At 66.4% G+C, this 24,221-nt stretch carries 16 protein-coding genes; 2 read left to right on the top strand and 14 right to left on the bottom strand.

The window, feature by feature from the left end:
- Positions 1–43: 43 nt before the first annotated feature.
- The 11 genes from QX135_RS14855 to QX135_RS14805 form a co-directional block, all read right to left on the bottom strand.
- Positions 44–1,006: a TauD/TfdA family dioxygenase gene (locus QX135_RS14855; protein WP_316181465.1), complete on the bottom strand. Its 963-nt coding sequence runs from the start codon at positions 1,004–1,006 to the stop codon at positions 44–46.
- An 87-nt stretch (positions 1,007–1,093) separates the two neighbouring features.
- Complete coding sequence (locus QX135_RS14850) at positions 1,094–1,822, bottom strand: thioesterase II family protein (RefSeq protein ID WP_316181464.1); 729 nt, start codon at positions 1,820–1,822, stop codon at positions 1,094–1,096.
- A gap of 20 nt (positions 1,823–1,842) precedes the next feature.
- On the bottom strand, positions 1,843–2,073 hold the full coding sequence (locus QX135_RS14845; RefSeq protein WP_316181463.1) for an MbtH family protein: 231 nt from the start codon (positions 2,071–2,073) through the stop codon (positions 1,843–1,845).
- Between the two features lie 332 nt (positions 2,074–2,405).
- Positions 2,406–4,685 (bottom strand): TonB-dependent receptor, encoded by a 2,280-nt coding sequence (locus QX135_RS14840; RefSeq protein ID WP_315781228.1) that lies wholly within the window; start codon positions 4,683–4,685, stop codon positions 2,406–2,408.
- Positions 4,686–5,372: 687 nt separating this feature from the next.
- Positions 5,373–5,642, bottom strand: a complete 270-nt coding sequence (locus QX135_RS14835) for a hypothetical protein (protein ID WP_315781231.1) — start codon at positions 5,640–5,642, stop codon at positions 5,373–5,375.
- Positions 5,639–6,769, bottom strand: a complete 1,131-nt coding sequence (locus tag QX135_RS14830; RefSeq protein WP_316181571.1) for a PepSY-associated TM helix domain-containing protein — start codon at positions 6,767–6,769, stop codon at positions 5,639–5,641. The genes QX135_RS14835 and QX135_RS14830 overlap by 4 nt, the downstream gene beginning before the upstream one ends.
- 273 nt (positions 6,770–7,042) lie before the next feature.
- A complete protein-coding gene (locus tag QX135_RS14825) occupies positions 7,043–8,494 on the bottom strand; it encodes an aldehyde dehydrogenase (protein ID WP_315772824.1) in 1,452 nt (483 codons plus the stop codon).
- Positions 8,495–8,503: 9 nt separating this feature from the next.
- Positions 8,504–9,253, bottom strand: coding sequence for an ABC transporter ATP-binding protein (locus QX135_RS14820; protein ID WP_316181462.1), 750 nt, complete (start codon positions 9,251–9,253; stop codon positions 8,504–8,506).
- The gene (locus QX135_RS14815) at positions 9,246–10,916 is read right to left on the bottom strand and encodes a branched-chain amino acid ABC transporter ATP-binding protein/permease (RefSeq protein WP_316181460.1); all 1,671 of its coding nucleotides are present in this window, start codon (positions 10,914–10,916) and stop codon (positions 9,246–9,248) included. Before QX135_RS14815 ends, QX135_RS14820 begins: the two co-directional genes overlap by 8 nt.
- Positions 10,913–11,788, bottom strand: a complete 876-nt coding sequence (locus QX135_RS14810) for a branched-chain amino acid ABC transporter permease (protein ID WP_316181458.1) — start codon at positions 11,786–11,788, stop codon at positions 10,913–10,915. The genes QX135_RS14815 and QX135_RS14810 overlap by 4 nt, the downstream gene beginning before the upstream one ends.
- A gap of 78 nt (positions 11,789–11,866) precedes the next feature.
- Positions 11,867–13,087 (bottom strand): amino acid ABC transporter substrate-binding protein, encoded by a 1,221-nt coding sequence (locus tag QX135_RS14805; protein ID WP_316181456.1) that lies wholly within the window; start codon positions 13,085–13,087, stop codon positions 11,867–11,869.
- A 17-nt stretch (positions 13,088–13,104) separates the two neighbouring features.
- On the opposite strand from QX135_RS14805, the gene QX135_RS14800 reads away from it, so the two are divergent.
- Complete coding sequence (locus QX135_RS14800; protein WP_316234131.1) at positions 13,105–14,199, top strand: helix-turn-helix domain-containing protein; 1,095 nt, start codon at positions 13,105–13,107, stop codon at positions 14,197–14,199.
- Between the two features lie 1,069 nt (positions 14,200–15,268).
- Positions 15,269–18,334 (top strand): ATP-binding protein, encoded by a 3,066-nt coding sequence (locus QX135_RS14795; protein WP_316181453.1) that lies wholly within the window; start codon positions 15,269–15,271, stop codon positions 18,332–18,334.
- Positions 18,335–18,342: 8 nt separating this feature from the next.
- Here QX135_RS14795 and QX135_RS14790 read toward each other — a convergent pair whose 3' ends face one another.
- The 3 genes from QX135_RS14790 to QX135_RS14780 all read right to left on the bottom strand — a co-directional run bounded on the left by QX135_RS14790 (position 18,343) and on the right by QX135_RS14780 (position 23,929).
- Positions 18,343–21,462, bottom strand: coding sequence for an NAD(P)-binding protein (locus QX135_RS14790; RefSeq protein ID WP_316181451.1), 3,120 nt, complete (start codon positions 21,460–21,462; stop codon positions 18,343–18,345).
- Between the two features lie 365 nt (positions 21,463–21,827).
- Positions 21,828–23,207, bottom strand: a complete 1,380-nt coding sequence (locus QX135_RS14785) for an ATP-binding protein (protein ID WP_316181449.1) — start codon at positions 23,205–23,207, stop codon at positions 21,828–21,830.
- Positions 23,207–23,929: a response regulator transcription factor gene (locus QX135_RS14780; RefSeq protein ID WP_316181447.1), complete on the bottom strand. Its 723-nt coding sequence runs from the start codon at positions 23,927–23,929 to the stop codon at positions 23,207–23,209. The genes QX135_RS14785 and QX135_RS14780 overlap by 1 nt, the downstream gene beginning before the upstream one ends.
- Between the last annotated feature and the right edge of the window lie 292 nt (positions 23,930–24,221).

Raw genomic sequence — 24,221 nt, 5'->3', positions numbered from 1 at the left:
CTTCCGAAGGTCCGATAACAATGTGAGGATCGATCGCGCAGGCTCAATTCACGCGATGGGCTTGCGCCATCGCGACGATCACCCTGCGCGGCCCCTTGAACGGCTCGCGCGCGTGCGCCGTCAGCATGTTGTCGAGCATGACGACGTCGCCGGTCTGCCAGGGAAAGACGATCTTATGCCGGTCGAGCACGGCTCTGACCGTGGCCAGCGTCTCATCCTCGATCGGCGAGCCGTCGCCGTAGAACGCATTGCGCGGCAGCTCGAGCGGATCACCGACGATGTCGAGAAGACTTTCCCGTACCTCGGGCGCGAGGCTGGAGACGTGGAACAGATGCGCCTGATTGAACCACACCATGTCCCCGGTCACGGGATGCACCGCGGTCCCCTGGCAGACCTGCCGCGTCCGCAGCTCGTCGCCATCCTTCCATTCACAGGCGATCGCATGGGAGGCGCAATAGGCCTCGACCTCGGCCTTCGACTCCGTGCCGAACACCTGCCGCCAGTCGACGTCGAGTCCGCTGCCATAGTTGCGGACATACATGACGCCCCGCTCGGCGAAGCGGTTACGTATCGCGGCCGGCATGTCGCGATGGATCGACCGGCTGTCGGCGACCGGCGTCTCGCCGCCCTGCTGTGCCGCCTGCTCGCAATAGAACCAGATCTTCATCGGCCAGTCGCGCGTATAGGCCTGCTCGTTGTGCAGCGGGATGCTCTGGTGCGGCGGATATTCGGTCGAGGTGTAGACGCCGGCGCTGACCTGCGATCGGGGCGTCGAGCCGAATTCATAGGACAGCAGCGGATGGCCGAAGCTCGCGGCGAAGCTCCTGAACGCCTCGGCGCCGTCGAGATGGAAGCCACGGAAGAGAATTCCGCCGCACGCGTAGAGCTGGCGCTCGATCATGTCGCGGACCTCGCTGACGGCCTCCATCAGCGGCTGCTGCGTGCGGCTGGCCCGCAGAAGGAACGGCAGCGATTCTTGTTCTACTTTAGATTGTATTGCGAACATGACTTCTCCCCGTCTCCCGTCGATTTCAGCATCGAAGTTTCTTCACCAGCCGGCTTTTCCGGCTGGGTCCTGCTTTCGACGCGCCGCTCAAGGCCCCGCGCGAGCAACGGCGGGCTCCGGCCATGCCCGACGTACCAGCAATGCGGCAACGAGCTTCAGCAGATCCGCCTGCTGGCTGTGGATGAAGAAATGGTCGCCCGGCAGCATGTCGCGGCCGAACGTGCCGGAGGTCTCGGCCCGCCATGCCTCCAGTGCCTCGGCACGCGTTTCGTCGAGCTCTCCGCCGAACACGTGCAGCGGACACGGCAACGGCTGGCGCCGCCGATACACGTAGTTCCCGCACATCAGGAAATCGGCCCGCAGGATCGGCAGTGTGCCGCGCATGATCTCCATGCTCTGCAACGCCTCCGGCGGCGTGCCGTTCAGCCTGAGAAGCTCCTCGCGCAATGCGTCGTCACCGAGCGGCTCGCGCCAGCGGCTGCCGTCGCGCACGGCAGGCGCTTCCGTTCCGGACACGAGCAGCATGTGCGGCCTTGGCGCGCCGAGCGCGAGCAGCCTGTGCGCGAGCTCGAAGGCGAGCAAGCCGCCGAGGCTGTGCCCGAACAGGACGTAAGGCTCCGCCAACGGCGTCCCGACCAGTTCGGACGCGAGCTGATCGACCAACGCCGTCGCATCCGCTTGCAGTGGCTCGTCCATCCGCGCGCCCCGTCCTGGCAGCTCCAGCGGCTGGACCTCGATCCAGGACGGAAGACCTCTCCTCCAGCGCGCATAGACCATGGCGCTGCCGCCGGCATAGGGCAAACAGATCAGCCGCATGGCAGCCAGCCTCCTTCGCTTCAGGATTCAGCAGAGGCCCGGGCGTTCTCCTGCATGAACTTCCGCAGCGAGAGCGGCCGCATGTCGGTCCACACCTGCTCGATATGGTCCAGACACTCCTTCTTGCTCCCGGTCACGCCGACGGCCGTCCACCCGTTCGGGATGTCCTTGAAGGTCGGCCAGATCGAATATTGTTCTTCGTGATTCACGACGACGGTGAAGGTGACGTCATCTCTGTCGAAGACCATCATGCCCGGCTACTCCTACTAACAATCGACGTTGATGAACTACGAGTAATGCAGTTGATAATGACAGTCAAAAGGATACCGCCGATCGAAGTTTTTAATCTCTCCAAGGTGACACGCAGGTGACGATTCAACATGAGGATGTATCGGCTCCAACTAGATGATTTGCTGACCCGACCGCTTTGTCACCGCGGAGATGATCACGCCTCGACGCAATCGATGAGCTACGCAAATTTTCATCAGATTGGAATTGAACGCCGTCCGCATCGCTCAGACTAACAAGGCCGCCGCACAACGGCCGTGCGGCGGCCCCATCATCGCCAACGCGTATCGACGTCCTAGAAATTGAACGTCGTGGAAACGAGATAGGTGCGCGGCGCCCCCAGGGTGATCACACCGCTATAGGCCGACGCCCAATACGCCTTGTCGAATACATTCTCGACGCTCGCCCGCAGCACGATCGGCTTGCCGTTCCAGGGCGAGGTGAAGGTGTAGCGGGCGCCCAGGTCGACGCGTGTCCAATCCGGCAGCGAGAGTTTGTTGGCCGCGTCGACATATTGTGCACCGGTGTAGACGACCCGCCCCGTCAGCGTCAGATCCCGCACGAACGGTGTATCCCACTCGGCGCCGAGATTCACGGTGAGCTCGGGCACGCCGATCGCCCGCTTGCCGTCAGTCAGGCCGCCCGAGGTCTTCTCCTGCACGCCGTGAATATACGCGACGCCCCCCAGCAGCCGAAGCGTCGGCGTAACCTCGCCGAACACGTTGAACTCGGCCCCCGTATTGCGCTGCCGGCCATTCAGCTCTTGAGTCAGCACTCCCCCTGAACTCGTGGTAATCACGCTGGGGCGCGAGATATCGAATGCGCTGACGGTGGTCGTGATTCGGCCGAAGTCGACCTTGACGCCAGTCTCGACCTGCTTGGTCTGCCCTGGCGGGAAGACCGTGCCGCTGTTGGCATAGCCGGCGGCGACGACGGTCGGGGTCTGCAGGCCTTCGATGTAATTGGCATAAAGCGACACAAACTCGACGGGCTTGACCACGAGTGCATAGGCTGGCGTCCACACCGAGGTGTCCTCGAAGGGGCGGCTCGATGCTGGAGTAACGAGATTCGTGACTTCCGTTCCCGCGGTTTGTCTGCGCACACCGACGGTCAGTTGAATCCGCTTGTTCAGCAGCGACATCGTGTCGGAGACGCCGATGCTCCAGAGATTGGCGCCGACGGTCTGATTGGCTTGGAGCGTCGCAAAGCTTGGCAACGCGATGTTGGTCGGCTCGCTGTAAAGGCTCCAGTTGGGCATCTTGCCGGAGACCACCTGCTGGGTATAGGTGCGGTCGGTGATGGAATAGCCGACATTGACGGCATGGTTGATCGGGCCGGTATCGGCCGTCATGCGCAGGCCAGCCTCCCCGGCGTACGTCTTGTACGTCTCGCTTCCCGTTCCCGGAGTCCCGGACAATACGCCAGCGTTGCTCGCGAGCACCGGCGATGGATAGCGGTAGTTGATGTTGCTGTCGTGATAGCCGAAGCCGGCATAGGCGGTGATCCGATCGTTGAGATCGACTTCGCCTTTCACCGTCGAGAAGAAATCGGTCGGCGCATAATACGCCCACGGCACCTGGAAATTGGTCCCGGACGACGGTGGCGACGGAATGCTGGTGACGGCAGTACCCACGCCGAAGAATCGCAGCGGCGGATTCAGCTTGTCCGCCTGATAGCCGACATCGGCATCGATTCGGACATTCTCGCCATGATAGTCGACGGCGAGGTGGGCATTGCCGAACTCGTCGGTCTGCCGGTTCCAGGGGGTATCGCCGTTCGAATACTTGCTGTTCAGCCGGACGCCCCACTCCTTGTGCTCGCCATAGCGACGGCCGACGTCGATCTGCTCGCCGAATTGCGTCTTGGACGCATAGGTCGCCGTTAGCTGCGTGATGTCGGTGTCGAGCGCGTGCTTGGTGACGAGATTGACGCTACCGCCGACCGCGCCGCCGCTTGAGGCGCCAGTGCCGCCGACCGTCATGCCGTTGAGCAGAGCCGCGGGCCCCTTCAGCAATTCGACCCGTTCGATGAAATTGGCGCCCGTCGAATAATATGGCGCGATTCCGGCCAGCCCGTTCAGGGCGTAGTCACCGCTGTCGTAGTAGAAGCCGCGGATGAACAGGCTGTCGGCGCCGCCGCCGGCGGCTTGGATCGTGCGCACCGAGGGATCATTGATCAGCACGTCGCGGATCGTGCGCGCCTGCTGGTTCTGGATCAGTTGCGATGTGAAGCTCGTCTGATTGAACGGCGTGTTCATCACCCCGCGGTTGCCCAGCAGCCCAAGGCCGCCGCCGCTCGCGACCTGGCCGCCGGCATAGGGCGACGGCGGCGCGCCGATCGTGCCCGTCGACGGCGTCACGTAGGCCACCGGGGCGGTCGGCGGCAGGTTGCGCGGAGCGACGCGGCGCTGCTGAGCGGTCCGCGTCGCGGTCGTCTGCGGTCTCGAAGCGGTCTGCCGGACTTTCGGCTTCGGCGCGTCGACGGTCACATCGGGGAGCTTGGTCTGCGCGAAGGCCGATTGAACGCCTCCGACATTCAGCGAGAGCGCCAATGAGCTCACAAGTCCCAACGACATCGTCAATCCAACGTCTTTATCCCAAATGCGACAGACCATCCTGACACCCCGATCATTCCAAGTTCCAACTCGGCTCGTCGGTGGTCCTAACACACAGGTATTTGAGGATGGCGCCGCGCGACGTAGAACTCGTCTAACGAGCGACAGCTTCGCCGAATCGATCGGCTCAACAGATTGTCGCTACTACGAGATTCTTTTCCCTCCGCTTCTTTGAAGCCTTCAAAAGAAGCGCATGTCGCGGGGAAGAGCGATGCGATCGCGTCGGCTGATACAGCTCACGACACCGATCGTCTCGAACTCATCGAGAAACTTTCGATCAATCGTACGATGATAACTAATCAAATTGCCACTTTTGAATCAATCTTTGCTTTCAAATGCGCCACATCTCCGCCGCGCCGCGCGCTGATCGAAGAAATCACCAGGACCATTGTATCTGTTTGTTTCCGGGGTGGAGCGACGCCGCTCGCGTCGGCGCTCGCTGCGCGAGACCGATCACGCGCCGCCGACGCAGCGCGCTGCCATCGCGATGAGGCGTCGCGCGAGAGAGGACGCGTAAGAGAGGAGATGCGTGGGATCGTTGGCCGGCCGAGCGCATCAGGGTCATCGCGCCGGGCGCGTCGTCCAGCAGCGCGGATCGAGGTCAATGATGCGGGGTATCTTCCGCCGACCGACGGCGGACGTCAGCGCTCAGAGCGGCAGATCCTGCGTCCCGGCCTGAGCGCCTTGCGCTCCGGCCTTCGCGCCGCGGCTTAGTTTCGTGCCGTACGCGAGCGACAGCAGAATCGGAATCGACAGTCCGAGCCAGCACAGGCCGTCCCAGAGCCCGTCGCCGAACAGTCCGAAGGCGAGCCCGGCTGCGGCGACCAGGCCGATCAGCAGCGGCGCACGAAACACCTGCCAGGTCGAGAGTTGCGCGACGCGGGCAGATGGCGTCGCCGATGCGGCCGAGGAGCTCATGGCGACACCACCGCGGGCGCTGCCGACCTAACGACGCCGGACACCTTCCTGCGGAAGCCCCAGCGCTTGGCGGCCCACAGATAGAGTCCGCTGCACAGCACGATGATCGTGATGACATCGAGAACGGCCCAGATGATCTTCAGCGGCAGTCCGCCGTAGTCACCGAAGTGCAGCGGCCGCGACACCTGCAGCGCGGTGAGATACCAGGCGAGCTCGGGCGCGACCATCTTGCTGCTGTCCTGGGCGTCGACCAGAACCGGCTTGAACATGCGCGCGGTAAATGGCGTGCGGCCCTTGGTCCAGATCATCAGATGCTGCGGGCTGCCGAACCGTGTCGTCGTCGGCAGGGTGATGGACGTCACCAGCCGGTCCGGAAACGCGGTGCGGACGGCGCCAACGGCGGCCTCGATCGATTTTGCTTCCGCCAGCGGCTTGCCCCGATAGGGCGCGAGCAGCGCCGGCATGGTCTTCGCGCGCCAGAGATCGAACAGCGGCACGGCAAGCGTGTTGATGGTGCCGGTCAGACCGACCGCGAGCGCCCAGCTCACCGTGACGATGCCGAGCAGATTGTGCAGGTCGAGCCATTTCAGCCGGGCCGAGCGATCCCGCACGGTGCCGAACTGCAGGCGCCGCATGAACGGCCAGTAGACGACGACGCCCGAGACGATGGAGGCCGCGAACACCAGTCCCATCAGTCCGAGAAAGAGCTCGCCCGGCAGGCCGGTGAACATGTCGCGGTGGATGCGCAGGATCACGTCCATGACGTCCTGATGCGACGCCTCCTCGCCGAGAACGACGCCGGTGCGCGCATCCACGGTGAGGCGATGAAACTGCCCGGGCACCGGAATGGCGGTCGGCGACATCGCGACCACAATCAGCGGCTCCGCCTGCTTCAGGCTCACGAACAGCGCATGCTGATCCGGCAATTGCTGCTTGGCCGCCGCGATCAGGCGGTCGAGCGGCAGCAGCGGCGTGTCGGCCGGCATCGCCGGCGCGGCGATCTCGTCCTCGAAGAGATGATCGATCTCGTCATGGAAGATCAGCGGAAGCCCGGTCAGGCACAGCATCAGCAGAAAGATCATGCTGATCAGCGACGTCCACGTATGGACCTGAACCCACAGCCGCATGCGCTCGAACCCACCCTTCTTCATCGACGTTGCACGTGATGATCCGAACGTCCGGCAAGAGAAGGGCCGCAGCAAACTGAATCGATCTAAAGCCGTTGGAATTTCTTTAAAGTAGCGCGCCTGTCTGCCGCAACCAGCGGAGCTACAACGTGAATTTCGATCGCGCCTCGCACCATCGACACATATCGAAAAGCTGCCGCGCATGGCCGCGCGGAATGCAACCGGCTCTGGCTGCATCCGACGATGCGCCAGGGCCGGGCCGCAAACGCCATCTCAGAATGGATAATGCCGCTCGCCGGTCTGCACCGTGATCCAGCGCAGCTCGGTGAATTCGTCGATCGCGGCCTTGCCGCCGAAGCGGCCATAGCCGGAGGCCTTGACGCCGCCGAACGGCATCTGCGGCTCGTCATGCACCGTCGGCGCGTTGACGTGGCAGATGCCGGACTCGATGCGCTTGGCGACGCCGATCGCGCGGGCGATGTCGCGGCCGAACACCGCCGACGACAGACCATATTCGGTGTCGTTGGCGACGCGCACGGCCTCGTCGACGCCGCCGACGCGCACGATGGTGACGACGGGGCCGAAGCTCTCCTCGCCATAGATGCGCATCGCCGGCGTGACGTGATCGACGATGGTCGCGGGCATGATCGTGCCGGTGCCGCGGCCGCCGGCGGCCAACACGGCGCCCTTGGCCACCGCGTCCTCGATCAGGCCGCCGACACGGTCGCAGGCGGCGGCGCTGACCAGCGAGCCCAGCACCACATCGCCCTTGCGCGGATCGCCGTAAGGCAGGCTGTTGGCCTTGGCGGCGAACTTTGCGACGAATTCATCCGCCACCTTGTCGTCGACCACGATGCGCTCGGTCGACATGCAGATCTGGCCCTGGTTCATGAAGGCGCCGAACGCGGCGGCATTCACCGCGGCGTCGAGATCGGCATCGTCGAGAATGACCAGCGGCGCCTTGCCGCCGAGCTCGAGCAGCGCGCGCTTCAATTGCTTGGCACAGGCCATGGCGATGAGACGGCCGACGCGGGTCGAGCCGGTGAAGTTGACGCGGCGGATCGCGGGATGGGCGATCAGCGCCTCGACCACCGCCTGCGCATCCTCGGGCGCATTGGTGACGACGTTGACGACGCCGTCGCCGAGACCGCCTTCGGCCAGACACGCGCCGATCAGCCGGTGCACGCCCGGGCTCATCTCCGAGGCCTTCAGCACCACGGTGTTGCCGCAGGCGAGCGGCATCGCCACCGAGCGGACACCGAGGATGACCGGCGCATTCCACGGGGCGATGCCGAGCACGACGCCGACCGGCTGGCGATGCGCCAGCGCGATGTTGTCGGGCACGTCGGTCGGGATCACCTCGCCCGCGATCTGCGTCGTCATCGCCGCGGCCTCGCGCAGCATGCCCTCGGCGAGATGCACGTTGAAGCCGGCCCAGCCCGCCGTGGCGCCGGTCTCGGCCATCATCAGCGCGATGAACTCCGGGGCGTTGCGCGCCAGCGCATCCGCAGCCGCATTGAGCCGCTTGCGGCGCTCGCCCGGACCGAGCCGGGACCACGCCGGAAATGCCGCCGCGGCGGCATCGGCGGCGCGCAGCGCGTCATCGATCGACGCCGCCGCAACGATGGTTGCGATCTCGCCGCTGATCGGATTGAGCCGCTGGAAGGTACGCTGATTGGTGGCGGACTGGTCCTTGCCGCCAATCAGGAGATTGATCGCGTTCATGGGGCGCTCCTAGGTCGATGGGGTTGATGCGGTTGCGGAAGCCGGCGCGCGCGACTGGCCGAGATAGGCGCGCTGGATGTCGGGATTGTTCTTCATCTCGGACGCCGGCCCCCGGCCGGCGTTGCGCCCCTGCTCGATCAGGTAGACGCGGTCGGCGATGTCGAGGCTGGCGCGCGCGTTCTGCTCGACCATCAGGATGCCGACGCCGTCGCCGCGGATCGTCCTCAGCGCGCGGAACACCTCGCGGCTCAAGAGCGGCGACAGGCCGAGCGACGGCTCGTCGAGCAGCAGCAAATCGGGCCGCGACATCAGTGCGCGGCCGATCGCGACCATCTGCTGCTCGCCACCGCTCATGGTGCGCACCGCCTGCCCCATGCGCTCGGTGAGGCGCGGAAACAGCGCCAGCACGTGCGCCAGCCGAGCGGCCTCGCCGTCGCGGGCGCGCGAAGGATAAGCGCCGAGCTGGAGGTTCTCGGCGACGGTGAGATCGCCGAACACGCCGCGGCCCTCCGGCACCAGCGCGATGCCGCGCTCGACGATCAGATGCGGCGCGAGCGAGCCGATGTCCGTCCCGCCGAGCCGGATCACGGCTCCGGGCGACGGCTGGATCAGTCCCGCGATCGCCTTCAGCAGCGTCGACTTGCCGGCGCCATTGGCGCCGAGGATGGCGACGATCTCGCCGCGCGCGACCTCGAGCCCGACATCGGTGAGCGCCCGGTGCTTGCCATAGGCGTGCGACAGCCGCTTGATCTCAAGCATCGGGCTCTCCGAGATAGGCTGTGATCACGGCGGGATCGGCCAGCACCTCGCCCGGCGTTCCGCGCGCGATCACGGTGCCGGCGCTCATCACGACGCAGCGGTCGCACAGCGCGCGGATCGCATCCATCACATGCTCGACCATCACGATGGTGATGCCGCGGTCGCGCAAGGAGGCGATCAGCTCGATGCCGGTCTCCAGCTCGGTCGGATTGAGCCCAGCCAGCCATTCGTCGAGCAGCACAAGACGCGGATGCAGCGCCAGCGCGCGGGCCAGCTCCAGCCGCTTCTGGTCGATGTAAGTGAGGTCGCCCGCCGGCATCTCCGCCATGCCATCGAGGCCGACCAGGGCGAGCAGCTCATGGATCGATTCTGCGGCCGCACCGGTCTGGCGCGTGCGGAACAACACCGCCGCCGCGACATTCTCGGCGACCGTCAGGTCCGGCATCACCCGCACCAACTGGAAGGTGCGGGCGAGGCCAAGCCGCGCAATCCGGTGTGCCGCGAGACCGCTGATGACGATGCCGCCGAAGCGGATCGTGCCGGCCGAGGGCACGAGCGCGCCCGAGAGCATGTTGAGCAGCGTCGTCTTGCCGGAGCCGTTGGGACCGATCACGCCGAGGATCTCGCCGGCGCGGACGTCCAGGCTCACACTGTCGACGGCGCGCAGGCCGCCGAAGGATTTGCCGACGGCCTCCGCAACGAGCAGCGGCCGACCGTCCTGCTCGGGCTTCGCGGGCACGACCCGGCGCTCCCGCCGCCAGGTGCTGTCGACGAGGCCGATCACACCGCGCGGCAGCGCCATCACGATGCCGATGAAGATGAGGCCGAGCACGATGCTGAAATGATTGGGCAGCGCCGCGGTCAGCACCTCGAACAGCAGCACCAGCGGGATGACGCCGAGCACCGGGCCGATCAGCGATCCCGCGCCGCCGAGCAGCGCCATGATCACGACCTGGAACGAGATCATCGGGTTGAACGCGATCGCCGGATCGATATAGGTCCAGCGCGGCGCCATGATTGCGCCGGTCACCGACATGAACACCGCGCTGACGATGAAGACGCCGAGCTTCACCGCGGTCGCATCGATGCCGGAATGACGCGCGGCGGTCTCGTCGGCGCCGATCGCGCGCACCGCGAGGCCATAGCGCGAGCGCGTCAGCAGAAAGCCGGCGAGGAAGACCAGCGCCGTCAGCGCGCAGAGCTGCCAGTACAGCATCTCCTGGGTGATGTCGCTGAACAGATAGCGGCCGACCGATTTGTGAATGTTGACCTCGTACCAGATCACGAGCTGGCGGATCAGCTCGGCCAGGCCGAACGAGAAGATGATGAAGTAGATGCCGGACAGCCGCAGCGTCGACAGGCCGGTGATGGCCGCGACGACAGCGCCGACACCCGCAGCGGTCATCAGTTGCAGCGGCCAGCTCAGCGTCTCGCCCGTCACCGCCGCCGTATAGGCGCCGATGCCGAAGAACGCAGCGGTCGCCAGCGAGACGTAGCGGGTCGGTCCGGAGAACATTGCCCAGGCGGTTGCCAGCACGGTGAAATAGAGAATGCTGATGCCGAGTGCGAGATAGTAGCCGTTGGCGTAGAGCGGCAGCGCAACTGCCGCGGCAACGCTGACGAGCCCGATGCACCAGGCGAGAATCTTGCCGGGGCTGATCACGACGCCGCCTTTCCGAACAGCCCGGTCGGCCGGATCAGCAGCACGGCCAGAAACATCGCAAACGTCGCCGCCAAGGTCAGCCCGGGATCGACCAGCCGCGCCACCGCGGTCTCGACGACGCCGAGCAGCAGCCCTGCGGCCAGCGCGCCCATGACGTTGCCGACGCCGCCCATGATCACCACCACCAGCGCCTTCATCGTGAACACGCCGCCCATCGAGGCATTGAAGGTGAGGAACATGCTGACCAGCACGCCGCCGGCCGCGACCAGTCCACCGCCGAACGCAAACGCCAGGCCTGCGAGCCAAGCGACATCGATGCCGACCAGCCGCGCTGCATTGGCATCGACCGCGACGGCACGCACGGCTGTGCCGATCCTTGTTCGCGTCAGCGCGAGATAGACGCCGGTGCCGATCAGCGCGGCGAAACCGAGCGCGACCAGCCGGTTCACCGCGAGCGTCGAGCCGAGCACCGTCACGGGAATGGAGAGGTAGCTATAGCTGTAATACTGCCCGCCGAAGGCCACCAGCATGACGCCCTGGATCACGAACAGCACGCCGAAGGTGACGAGGATGCTGTCAACCTCTTGCGCGCCGGCGTCCTTGCTCCGGCGGATCAGACGCTGCAGCAGCAGACGATAGAGCAGCCAATTCAGCAGCCCCGCCACGGGAATCGCGAGCAGCAGCGCCAGCAGCGGGCTCAGCTGCAGGCCGGAATAGAGCGACAGCGTGCCAAAGGCGGCCGCGACCAGCGACTCGCCATAGGACAGGTTCATGATGCGCGCGACGCCATATTGCAGCGTGAGTCCGAGCGCGATCAGGGCATACATGCCCCCCAGCACCAGGCCGGGCAGCAGGATGTCGAACATCAGCATGGGGCGCGTGCCTCTTGCGCGAAGCCCGCGGACGCACGCCGGATCACGCGCGCCCGCGAGCTCACGACCTCGTTCCGGCTATTTCCATTCCGGCTTCGGCACGACAGCGGCGCGTGCGCCCGGCAGCGAGGCCGGCGCCAGCGCATAGAACTCGCCGTTCTGCCACTGGCCGACGCCCCACACCTCCTGCAGCAGGCCGTCCTTCAGCTTCACCTTGCCGATGATCGTGTCGAAGGTGCCTTCGCGGATCTCCTTGGCGACCGCGGCGCGATCGACCTTGCCGACCTTTTCGATCGCCTGCTGCAGCACCTGCAGGCTCGCATAGGTGATCGGGCTCGCCCAGCGATCCGGCTCCTGCCCGGTCGCCGCCTTGTGGCGGGCGAGATAGTCCTTGAGCGCGGGCGCGTCGGCATTCCAGCCGCCAATGCCCATGACGCCGTCGCTGCCCGCGCCGAACTTGCCCTTGAACAGCGGGAACGCCGTGCCGACGCCGACATAGAAGATCTTCGGATTGTACTTGAGCAGTTGCGCCTGCTCGGTCAGCCCGATCGTATCCGGCGGATAGCTGAAGGCGACGAAGGCATCGGCGTTGCTCGCGATCGCATCCTTGAGCAGCGGCTGCAGATCCTGCGACCCCATCGGATAGGTCTTGTCGTAGGCGACGGTCAGTCCGGCCTTCTTGAAGGCCTCGCGCCCGGCGGCGGCGAGCTCGATGCCGAACTGGTCGGCGACGCTGACCATCGCGACGGTGCCGCCGATCTTGCCCTCGCTCTTGAGCTTGCCGAGCAGCTCGGCGAGCGCATTGGAAATCTGCGCCGACGTGCCGAGCCAGAAGGTGGCATTGGCCCAGCGCTTGGCGAGCTCCGGCGCCTTGTCGGTCACCGACGTCACCGCGAGATGCGGATAGCCGAGCCGGTTGAGAGTCGGACCGACCGCGAGGTTGAGACCGGTGCCCCATGGCGGCAGGATGAAATCGACCCTGTCCTGATTGGCGAGGCGCTCGATCGCCTTCACGGCTTCTTCCGACGAGCTGCGGTCGTCATATTCGACGATCTCGACCGGCAGGCGCTTGTCGCCGAGCTTGATGCCGCCGGCCGCGTTCACGTCCTTCACCCAGAGCTGATAGTTGGGCAGCGTGGTGATGCCGGCGCCGCCGGCATAGGGGCCGGTCTTCGAGATCGCATAGCCGATGCGGATCTTGTCCTGCGACTGTGCCTGGGCGGCTGATACGGCAAAGCCGGCTGCGATCGCCGCCGCTCCCGCGATCCGCAACACCTGACGACGGTTGGTCGAAGTCATCTGTCTGTCCTCCTCCCATGTTCACGCGCGCGGACCGCGCGGGTGAATCGGTGACGTTCCTCTGCCCCGACGTCGTCCGCGGTTTTTGTTTGCGGTCGTCGGGACTTGACGAGGGAAACACCGCAGGCTTGGGTGGCGCAATGGACAGTTCCGGTAAAAGAGTGCACTTTTCTGGGGCGGCGATTGCGCGTAATGCCGCGCCTCGGACGCTGCCGCCGACGGCCCGTGGCACCCCGGCAGCGCTCGGGGCCGAAGCCATTCCCTCGCATTTCGAGGCACGGCGCTGGGCCCTGCGCTCGGATGCCGCGCGGCCGTTCGTCCACCTGCTCTGCCTGACCGCCGGAACGGCCTCCGTGCGCTTCGCCGAAGACGAAATCCAGATCTGGGCCGGTGCGGCGCTGGTCTGGGTACCGGCGGGAGGGGCCGAGCATCTCGACGTCGCGGCCGGTTCCGCCGGCCATCTCCTACGGCTGCGCTCCGGGCTCTGGCACCGCCACCTGCCCTCCTCGGCCGAGCCCGCCTATCTCGACCTCGCAGGCACGGAGGCCGTCCTGGCCTTCTCCGTCACGGCCGAGTTCGCGGCGATCATCGCGCGCTCGATGGCGGCGATCGCAGCCGAGATCGAAAATCCCTCACGGCGCGGCGCGGCCTCGATCATGTCATCGGAGCTGACCCTGTGCGTGCTGCGCTTCTGGCGGCTGTTTGCCGACGAGAGCGCCGGCGAGGCGCAAGGCTCCAGCGCCGAGATCCTGAGCCGCTTTCGCCGGCTCGTCGAGGAACGCTTTCATCAGCAGTTGCGGGTCGCCGACTACGCTGCGTTGCTCGGCGTCACGCCGGATCGCCTGCACGCGCTGTGCACCCGGGTGCTGCAGCGGTCACCGAGCGCACTGATTCAGCAGCGCGTCATTCAGGAGGCGGCGACCCGGCTCGAAACCACCACCGCGACGATCAAGCAGATCGCCTTCGCGCTCGGCTTCAAGGACAGCGCCTATTTCAACCGCTTCTTCGTCAGGCACACCGGTCAATCACCGGGCGCCTGGCGCAAGGGTGTTTCGTCGCAGCGGACCAAAGGCCAGTCACGGACCATGCTCAACTTCGCCGACTGGCCGTGACGGCGCGGCGCAGCCAAGCGCCTCGGTCGTCCTCTTTGACAGTCCAGGACGACGTGTCAGCGTCGGAGCAGCAAATCCCGAGTTCGGACGGGCGGCGCAACCGCTGGATGCTCAATGCGCCGAGAAACGCATTTCCGCTGCGCGATCAAGCTGATTTGGCCTGTCCAGTCCCCGCGCCGAAAATATTTCGCTTTCGTTTTTCCGGAAATCATGGTTCTATCCCCACATCCCGTCTCGAGCTGAGGGGCGTATCGCGGTCGTCACGACATGCGAGGCGGGGAGCGGTGGGCGTGGTGGATTGCAGCGCGGGTTGCTCGCGCCGACGAACAATCCGCCACGCACGGTCAAGTCGCTCGGTCCTGATATCCCGATGCTGATATCAACTCACGTCGAGGCTTTGCTTCGCGTGGGGATGGTGGCCAGAAAGCCCGGCGCACCAGGGAGAAAGCGAAGCAGCCGTTCAACCATCGCGCAGGGAGGGCCGGATTTCCGGCTGACCTGTGGTACCTGCCGCCTGCATTTTTTTCGCAGGCGGGCCACGGGCCTCAGTCGAGGTCCGGCCTTCCCTGCGCCCTCACGCTTTCCCGGGGGCCTCACGATGTATCACCCGGACGGGCCATCCGCCGCGGGATCGCGAGATCATGCGCGACTCTCTCCGCAGGAGAGGCGACCTGTTGTGCCCACATCGAAGGCAAATCGTCGCAGCCTTGAACGGTCCCGCCAGCATCGAGGACTCCCGAGGGAGCCGTCCGACATCGTTCCCGCTCCCCGGAGCGATCGCGAGTATTGCGGCACCGTTGCTACCTTGCCACGAATGCGCTATGAGTTGGACATGATCAGCCGGTCCTGGTCGCGCTCAAAATGCCAGTACCGCAAACCGATGCATCGCGCTCGGCGCGCGACGTCGGTCGATACGGACGCCGTGACCGCGCCCGCATCGCCAGCTCCGCGCTTCGCGCTCATTCGCATTCCGTAGCCGTGTCCGGGAGCCCGAACGCAGATGGATTGTGAAACCTGTGGTCGCCCCAATCCACCGGGCTCGGACGTATGCAGCGGGTGTGGCGGGGTATTGCGGCAGCCGTCATCCGATACGACGACGAACTCGCGCCTGCTCGGCATGCATCGCGCCGAGCGGCGGCAGGTCACGGCGCTGATCTGCGATCTCGTCGGCTCCGTCTCGCTCACCGTCAGGCTCGATCCGGAGGATATGACCAGCGTCATCGACGCCTTCCTGACGACCTGCGAAAACGTCATCGGCCGCCATGGCGGCGCCATCACGCAATATGCCGGCGACGGCGTGCTCGCGTATTTCGGCTATCCGCGTGCCGGGGAAGATGATGCGGCCACCGCGATCCGCGCCGCCATCGCCCTGCGCGACGCCGTCGGCCGGCTCGAGGCGCCGCACGGACAGGCGCTGCGTCTGCGCATCGGCATCGCCACCGGCCTCGTCGTGGTCAGCGACCTGCTGCCCCGCGCCGACGGCCGCCCGGTCGACATCGTCGGCGAGACGCCGAATCTCGCGGCGCGGCTGCAATCGATCGCCGCCCCCGACAGCATCGTCGTGGCCCGGACGACCGAGCGCATCGCGCGCGGCATGTTCGACTTCCGCGATCTCGGCACGTTCGCGCTGAAGGGATTCGCCGCACCGGTCGAGGCGTTCGAGGTGCTGGAGGAAGCCGCCGTCGCGAGCCGTTTCCACGCCCGCATTCGCGGCGAAAGCTCCCCTCTGGTTGGACGCGACCAGGAGCTGGCGCGTCTGTTCGATTGCTGGGCGGCGGCGCGGTTCGGCAGCGGACAGGTGGTGCTGCTCCATGGCGAGCCGGGCATCGGCAAGTCGCGGCTGGTCGAGGAGCTGCGCCGGCGCGTGGCCGACGTCTCCCAACTGCAGATGATCTGGTACTGCAGTCCCACCCGCTGTGACAGCGTGCTGTATCCGATCTCGGAACAGCTCGCGCTCATCGCCGGCTTCGACCGCTCCGACGGCGCTGCGACGCGTCGCGACAAGCTCGATCGCTTCATGAACGAGCACGGCGTCGGCGACGCCACGGCGCGCGCCGTGCTCGCCGATGTCCTGGGCGTCGCTCCCGAGCCGGACGGCCCGCTGCAGACGATGACCGTCGAGAAGCGCTCGGAGGTCACGCGGGAGACGCTGCTCCGGCTGATCGACCTGATGGTGCCGACCGGGCCCGCGCTGCTGGTGCTGGAAGACGCGCATTGGAGCGACACGACCACGCTGGAGCTGCTCGATCGGGCGATCCGGCGCGCCGGACAACGCCGCTGGCTGATCGTGGTCACGGCGCGGCTCGAATATGAGCCCCCCTGGGCCGCGAGCCCGCAGGTCACGCGGCTCCAGCTCGGACGATTGAGTCACGGCGACGCCGAGCGGATCTGCGCCCATGTGGCCGCTTCGGCCGCGCTGCCCCCGACGACGCTGCACCAGATCGTGAGCCGCGGCGAGGGCATCCCGCTGTTCCTGGAAGAGCTCGCGAAGTACGTCATCGAAGCCTCGGCGGCGCCGGCTTGGGACGGTCATGCGAGCGTGGCCATCCCCGCCTCGGTGCAGGATTCCCTTGTGGCGCGGCTCGACCGATTGGGACCGGCGCGACGGATCGCCAATCTCGGCGCCGCCATCGGCCGCCGCTTCAGCTACGATCTGTTGTCGGCCATCGTGGCGGAGCCCGAAGCCAGGCTCGGCGAGAGCCTGGATCAGCTCGTCAAGTCCGGCCTCGTGGAGAGCAGCGGCGCGCCGCCCGACAGCCTCTACACGTTCAAGCACGCGCTGATCCGCGACGCCGCCTACGAGTCCCTGCTCCGGCGCGAACGCCAGACATTGCACGGCCGGATCGCGGCCGTGCTGCGCGATCGCTTTCCCGAGACGCGGGACACCGAGCCGGAGTTGCTGGCCTACCATTTCACCGAGAGTGGCGCGATCGCCGAGGCCATCCCATTATGGGCGGCCGCGGGTCGGCGTGCCGCCTCGCGCGCCGCGCATGTCGAAGCGGCACGACATCTGCAAACGGCGCTCGACCTGCTGCGTCATCAATCCGCCGAGGGCGAGCGCGCCGGACTGGAGCTCGAGCTCCTGATCGGGCTTGCCGTCAGCCTCGCCGCCTCGCGCGGCTACACCGTGCCCGAGGTCGGCAAGGCGCTTTCCGAGGCAAGGGCGATCTGCGACGCGCTCGGCAACACCGCCGGTCTGTTCGCCGTGCTGCGCGGCATCTGCAGTTTCCTGATCATCGCGGGCGATCTCGACGGTGCCGAGGAGATGGCGCATCTGTGCCTGGGGATCGGCGAGCAGACCGGCCTCCCCGAGCACCGGATCGAGAGCGGCATTGCCTTGGGCTACATTCTCTTCGCCAGAGGCGACCTCCCCGCCGCGCGCCGGCTCCTGGCCGCCGCGGTGCAGCTCTATCAGGTGTCGAACGGGGCGCGGCTGCCGCAACTGTCCTCGCAGGATCCGCTGGTCGCCGGCCAGGCCTCGCTGCTGCAGGTGCTGCATGCGATGGGAGACGATGCCGGCGCGGCCGCGATCGCCAGCGATCTCATCGCGCATGCGCGCCGGCTCGGACGCCCGTTCGACCTCGCCTGGGCGCTGTCGTGGCTAGCCTTCTATCAGCTCGCACGCGGCGACTATGAGGATGTCCTCCTCGCGACCGAGGAGGCCCTGAGCATCTGCCGCGACCATGGCTATCCGCTCTATCAGCTGGTGGCGGGCAGCCTGGAGGCGCACGCCCGCGGCCATCTCGGCAAGAATCCAGACGAGGCGCTCGCGGCTGCGTGCGAGGCACTGCCGGCGTTCCAGACGCTCGGCATGATGCATTTCTCCTGCTTCTATCTCGGCGAGGTCGCCGGCCTGCAACTGATCGTCGGCAAGACGGCCGAGGCGATGCAGACGATCGACGCGGCGATCGACGCCGCGCGACGCTATGGCGACGGCTATTTCCTGTCGCCGCTGCATCGGCGGCGCGCCGAGATCCTGGCCGCCCTCCCCGACACCGCACCGGGGCAGGTGACGGCCGCGCTACGCGAGGCCGTCGCGGTCGCCGAGGCGCAAGGCGCGTCGGCGTTCCTGCGCCGGGCAGCGGCGCGGCTCGCCGCCATCGACGATGACGCGCCGAGGCGACAATCGGCGTGACGACCTGCTCAGGCCATGGGGCTGGCCCTGGCGACGGTGAAATCGATCTCGGCCCAGATGCGCGTGGTCGCGGTCAGCACGAGCTTGCCGTCGACGGGCGTGCCGAGCCCGAGGTCGCGTATGAACGGCAGGCTGTCGAGAGCGCTCATCTCGATCGACCAGCTGCCCGACTGCAATTGCCAGCTGCGCAGCCCCGTCAGGTCGAGCGCGCCGTTCAACAGCGTCTTGTAGCTCGCCGCGGTGAGGCTGTCCGCCGACCGCGCCTGCTTGAGATAGAACACGGGGATCGGCAGGCCCCAGACGCCGCCCAGGAACGACGCCATGCCCGGCCCGCTCGTGAGCTGCTTCATTCGCTCTTGGTCGGCCCCGGCACAGAGCTGCCGGAATGCATCCGCCGGAGAGGCCGCTGCCGTCGGAGTCGATCCCGCCGAGCCTTCGATTCGGATGATGCGCTGCTGGGAGGCGTGGGCCTCCGGCCCGTAGCTGGCAATCGCCAGCCCCGAGACGTCGAACGGATCGTTCGATGGTGCGCTGGCGGGCTGGGCGATGGTCGCGTGATATTTGGGAAAGCCCCAGAGCTCCTGCCCCGCAACCACCGACCAGGCATTGTCCACGAACAGATAGGCCGGCACGAAACCGATCGATTTCGGCAGCAAAGCGCCCCGCTCGTAGCTGCCCACCAAGAGCCACAGCCCGATATCGGTCTCGGACATCGTCCCCTGCTCCGCGAACGGCGGCGTGGCGGCCTGGCTCTTGCGCACCTGGATGACGTTGACGAAGGCCATGTCCAGCATCACGCGGAACTGGTCGCGGCCGGCGACGCGGTTGAAGGAGCGGTCGAGAAATCGCTGGCAGGCGCCGAGGTCGGCCGGCACGGCGAAGCCGTAGAAGGTCGAGTCGTTGCAGAGGTAGGGAGCCGGCGGAAGCGTGATCCATCCGGCGTAGTTGACGTAGGCGTTGGTGATGTAGGGTTCGGGACTGGTCGAGACGATCGGAATGTAGACGCCCGACAGCGCCGAGGCGGCGGCAAGACCGGACATCGCCGCGACCTCCACGCATCCGGCGTTGATCTCGGGCACGCGGGTCCAGTCACCGGCGAGGAAGAGATTGTCGTAGCCGGACTTGCCGGGCTCCATCCGATGCCGCAGCGTGCCCGGCAGGCTCAGCACGTAGCGCTCGCTCGGATTGATGTTGGCGCGCCAGAACTGAAAGTCGAGCCGCGCCGATCCGCTGATGTCGCTCGGCGCATGCAGGAGATCCCAGCGGAACGTGCTGCCGCTGCCGATGTTGGTCCACAGCGTATCGAGCCACGAGGTCATCCAGTCCTTGGATGCGCCCTTCACATAATCAGCAGCCAGCTCTTCATTGTTCGGCGCGCTCTCGTCGCTCATGATGGCGCAATAATAGGCGACCGAGCGCGGCCCCGGCGCCGGCCAGTCCTCGGCCGGCAGCAATTGCGACATGTCGGAATAGGTGTCGAGCGGCGGCTTGCAGGTGGTGACGATCGGCCCCATCGTCTCGAGCGACGGCCCAGGCGCCACGTAGGGACCGCCGAGATCTGCGACCGCGCAGTCGAGCCAGAGCTGCAGCGCCATGGTGCGCACGGTTGGGAGATTGGCGACCATGTCGGCCCAGGCCGGCTTCTGCTGCACCAGAGACTGGCAGATCTCATTGAGCGCGCCGACCGAGATGCCGAGGACCACCTTGTCGAAATCCTCGCCGAGCTGCAGGCTGAGCCGCGCCGCCGGGGGCGGCTGCGGCGGGTTGGGAGGACCATAGGCGTTCTCGAAATTGTAGCCTTTCAGCTCGTAGTACTCGCCGTTCTCGATCTCCTTCCATTTGGGCTCGGACGGCCAGCACCAGTAATCCTTCACCAGGACCAGGGGATCATATTTGCCATCGACGAACTCGACCTGCTTGTCGATGTGGATGGTCGCGATGTTGCTGCCGTCCTCGGTCGGCTCGAGACTCGTGACCTTGTGAAAGAACTTGAAGTTCACGCCGCGCCGCGCCAGCACCTGGTAGATCGGCGTGCAGATCGTATCCCCCATGCCAACGACGGATTTATAGAAGAACGCGCCCTTGTAGGTGAAGAACAGCCGCAGCAGTCCCTGAACGGCCGAGCAGGCCGACACCTGCTGCTGCGACGGCTCGCGGGAGCCGTTGCGAAAGGCGAAGATGTATTCATAGAGAGCGGTCACGATGGCGTTGTTGGCGGCCTCTTCATCCTGCTGCGCCAGAAAACTGCGGAATTCGTACCGGTCGAGAACCTCCAGGCCGTCCGTCAGGCAGTCGTTCTCGATGATGCCGAGCAGCATGCAGATGCCGAGATTGGTGAGGATCAACAGCCGCCGCAGGCCTTCCTCGATGCCGTCGATCGTTTGGTGCTCCTTGACGATGCCGCGGAACGCGTGGAGCAGCGCCGCCATGTCGCCCTGGGCATCGCGGCGGATCGCTTCGACGTCACTGTGCAGCTTCTCGCCGACGCGGTGGGCCAGCAGCAGCAGCGGATGGCCCTTGCCATCAGGCGAGACGGCTGCCAGCCGGGCCCGCCGCTCGGCGGGCATGGCGGCGATCACCTTCGCCAGCTCGGCATTCTGGTCGCCCGGCCAGTCGTCGAGGTAGTAGTTCAGGTTGAAGATGATGCTGGCGATGGTCCGCAGCAGCAGGGTCGAGAGCGGCGGCACGATGTTGTCGGCGGGTGCCCACAGGCTGTCCCGGCCAGGATAGACCGATTCATCGACATCCGGCTGGAACCAGAACGGCCAGGGCAACCATTGGCCATCAATGTCCTCGGCGTAGAAGATCTCGTTCTGCCGCTTGAACGCATCATCGATCGTCCTGATCGGATCGCTCGGCGGCGCATCGAGTGCCTTCAGCGCTGCACGCAGGATGGTGAAGGCATTCTCGTAGAAGCCGGCCCAGATATGCAGCCCGTGCTCCTCGATGCGCTGGCCCTGCTTGGCGTTGCGTCCGCTGGCAGTCTTGCCCCCGAGACGCCAGCCGAGCTGATAGAGAGTGATCTCGTAGCGCTCGCCGCGCGGATCGATCTCGCTCAAGGCAAAGGCCGCACTCAACGCGCCGATGCCGCCGCCCAATATCGCCACGCGGGTCTTTCTTGCTGCCATGTCGATGATCCTGCCCTGACCTCGGACGTTCGTGCCCGGGCGAGCCGGTACGACGTCGTCCATCGGCGCACGGGTCCGCGGTCCGCGCGGCCCGTGCGGTTGAATGACATTCGGTACTATGGGTTTACAAAATCGGCGCCGCGCCCAGTTCAATCCGCGTGGCGATGCAATGAGGATGCATCGAATACCTATCACAATCTCCACGCGATCATCAAGCGGCGCAAGGCGCATCGTCGACCTCACGTGAGGCGACGACGGAGGCCATGGCATCCTTCCCGCCCGCTACGTCGTCATCCTCAACTTTTACGAGAATAACGGCGGATTGCCACCACTCAAAGACAGCGCCCCGATCACGCCGCCGTCGATCACGCCGGATCGGAATGCACGTCGCCGGGTCCGTCGAGAAACAGCGGCAGCCGCACGACGATGCGGGCGCCGCGCGGCGCGTCGGTGATCTCGATGCTGCCGCGATGGGCCTCCACCAGCGTCCGCACCACCGCCAGCCCGAGCCCGGCTCCGCCGGTGCCGCGATTGCGCGACGTGTCCAGGCGCGTGAACGGCTCCAGCATGGCCTTGCGCTGGTCCCGGGGAATCCCAGGCCCCTCGTCATCGACCGTCAGCACGGCGTGCTCCGGCTGGCGTTGCAGCGAGACGTGCGCCGCCTCGCCATATTTGAGCGCGTTGTCGATGATGTTGGCGACGATACGGCGCAGCGCGACGCGGTCGCCCAGCATCAGCAGCTCGCGCCCGTCGCCTGCATTGTCGAAGCGCACCCGCGCCCGATGCGCGCGGCGATCCTCAACCTCGGCGCGCACCAGCTCGTCGAAGGCGATAAGCTCTTGCGGCAGCTCGCCGGCACCCGCCCTGCTCGCGAGCAGCGCGTCGTCGAGCAGACGGATCATGTCGGAGATATCGACCACGGCGCGCTGCCGCTCGGCGTCATCCGGAATCAGGTCGGCACGCAGCCGCAGCCGCGTGGCAAAGGTGCGAACGTCGTGAGCAATGCCGCCGACCAGCGCCATGCGCGCCTGCATCAGATCGGCGAGCCGGTCCTGCAGTCGTCCGAACGCCGTGACCACGGCGCGAACCTCTGGCGCATTGCGGCGGACGTCGGGCAGCGGTATCGCCGCCCCGCCGGGGTCGACCCGGTCGACGGCGGCCGCAAGGCGCACCAGCGGCCGCGTCTCACGCTGCATGATCAGGAGCGCGAGCAGCGCGACCACCGTTCCGAACAGGCCTGCGCCGAAGCCGATCGGCAGCCCCTGTTGGGTCAGCACCAGCGACGAGCGCGAGTCCACGACGAGAACATCGCCGCCGTTCAGGCCAATGCGAAACTCCAGGGCATTCTGCGGCGCCCGCGCGAGCCGGGGCAACCACCGACCCTCCGGCTCGGGCACGGAGGTGATGGTCAGCGGGCGCGCACCCAGCGCGCGGGCATAGGCGTCGCGCAATCCGGACCGGACCGGCGCGGGCTCTGTCCGCGGAGGCCGGACCGCCGCGTCAGCCCCGACCAGCCGGACCTCGAAGCGGTCGGAGGACACAGCATCGACGACCCGGCCCCGCTCCGTCCCGGGCGTTCGTTCGATCAGCTCGGCGAGCGCGGCCAGCCGCGTCGGCGGCGGCGTCGCGCCTTCGAGCTCGGCGGTACGGGCGCGGTAGAACCGCGCCAAGGTGACGATCCAGATCGCCAGCAGGCCGATGATGACGATGAGGCCGATACGCATCGCAAGCGTCAGCCGCATCATCACGCCACCGGCCTCACCGTCGCCGTGAACAGGTATCCGCCGTTGCGGACGGTGGTGATCAGGTTCGTTCCCGGGCTTGCGGCATCGAGCTTGCGCCGCAGCCGCGAGATCAGCATGTCGACGGTGCGGTCGAACGGCTCGGCGGAGCGGCCGCGCGTCCAGTCCAGGATCTGGTCGCGGCTCAACACCCGCCGTGGCCGCTGCACGAAGCAGGCGAGCAGGTCGAATTCCGCCGAGGTCAGCTGGATCGACGCGGCCTGCGTATCCACGATCTCGATGCTGCGGGCATCGACATCGACCACGAACCGGTCGAAACCGAAACGCCGGCTCGCGTCACGCGGTGGGCTCGCCTGGGAGCGCCGCAGCAGCGCGCGAACGCGGGCCAGAAGCTCGCGCGGTCCGAAAGGCTTGACCATGTAATCATCGGCGCCGAGCTCCAGCCCGACCACGCGATCGATCTCGTCGCTCTTGGCCGACAGCATCAGGATGGGAATGTCGTCGCTCTGCCGCAGCCGGCGGCAGATCGAAAGCCCGTCCTCTCCCGGCAGCATCAGGTCGAGAATGATGAGATCAGGCCGCAGCCTTCGCAGCACGGCATCCATCGCCGGCGCCGTGGCGGCGACCTCGATCTCGAACCCTTCCCGGCGCATGAAATCGCTGACCAGCCGGCTGATCTCCGGGTCGTCCTCCACCATCAAAAGCGTGGCCGCAGGCATGCTCATCGCCAGGACTGATGCCCAAAACCCGCGGCTTGGCAATGGGCCGGGAGCGACTGTTACAAGCCGTTACGCGGCAGCCAAATACCGGGATGCGGACGACCAGGACGCCGCCATCCGGCCGGCCGAGAAGGCCGCCGCAGGCGCAAGGCACGCCCTCCACGCAGGCGACATTTAATTTTGCAGAGCCACTTGCTGAGCAAAATCAGATTTAATATAAATTAAATCGCGCGGCACTCCAATATCATTTAATGGTTATAAAACAAGATCCTCGTTCTCGCAGGCAACCGGGCGGCTC

This window comes from Bradyrhizobium sp. SZCCHNR1098, assembly GCF_032489375.1.
Lineage (GTDB): Bacteria > Pseudomonadota > Alphaproteobacteria > Rhizobiales > Xanthobacteraceae > Bradyrhizobium.
Note: the sequence above shows the minus strand (reverse complement) of the source record. Positions and strands in the feature narration are given on the sequence as shown.

Bases quoted from the DNA above. Each gene is read 5' to 3' on its own strand.
- QX135_RS14855 (WP_316181465.1), bottom strand. From the start codon at position 1,006: ATGTTCGCAATACAATCTAAAGTAGAACAAGAATCGCTGCCGTTCCTT.
- QX135_RS14850 (WP_316181464.1), bottom strand. From the start codon at position 1,822: ATGCGGCTGATCTGTTTGCCCTATGCCGGCGGCAGCGCCATGGTCTAT.
- QX135_RS14845 (WP_316181463.1), bottom strand. From the start codon at position 2,073: ATGATGGTCTTCGACAGAGATGACGTCACCTTCACCGTCGTCGTGAAT.
- QX135_RS14840 (WP_315781228.1), bottom strand. From the start codon at position 4,685: ATGTCGTTGGGACTTGTGAGCTCATTGGCGCTCTCGCTGAATGTCGGA.
- QX135_RS14835 (WP_315781231.1), bottom strand. From the start codon at position 5,642: ATGAGCTCCTCGGCCGCATCGGCGACGCCATCTGCCCGCGTCGCGCAA.
- QX135_RS14830 (WP_316181571.1), bottom strand. From the start codon at position 6,769: ATGCGGCTGTGGGTTCAGGTCCATACGTGGACGTCGCTGATCAGCATG.
- QX135_RS14825 (WP_315772824.1), bottom strand. From the start codon at position 8,494: ATGAACGCGATCAATCTCCTGATTGGCGGCAAGGACCAGTCCGCCACC.
- QX135_RS14820 (WP_316181462.1), bottom strand. From the start codon at position 9,253: ATGCTTGAGATCAAGCGGCTGTCGCACGCCTATGGCAAGCACCGGGCG.
- QX135_RS14810 (WP_316181458.1), bottom strand. From the start codon at position 11,788: ATGCTGATGTTCGACATCCTGCTGCCCGGCCTGGTGCTGGGGGGCATG.
- QX135_RS14805 (WP_316181456.1), bottom strand. From the start codon at position 13,087: ATGACTTCGACCAACCGTCGTCAGGTGTTGCGGATCGCGGGAGCGGCG.
- QX135_RS14800 (WP_316234131.1), top strand. From the start codon at position 13,105: ATGTTCACGCGCGCGGACCGCGCGGGTGAATCGGTGACGTTCCTCTGC.
- QX135_RS14790 (WP_316181451.1), bottom strand. From the start codon at position 21,462: ATGGCAGCAAGAAAGACCCGCGTGGCGATATTGGGCGGCGGCATCGGC.
- QX135_RS14785 (WP_316181449.1), bottom strand. From the start codon at position 23,207: ATGATGCGGCTGACGCTTGCGATGCGTATCGGCCTCATCGTCATCATC.
- QX135_RS14780 (WP_316181447.1), bottom strand. From the start codon at position 23,929: ATGAGCATGCCTGCGGCCACGCTTTTGATGGTGGAGGACGACCCGGAG.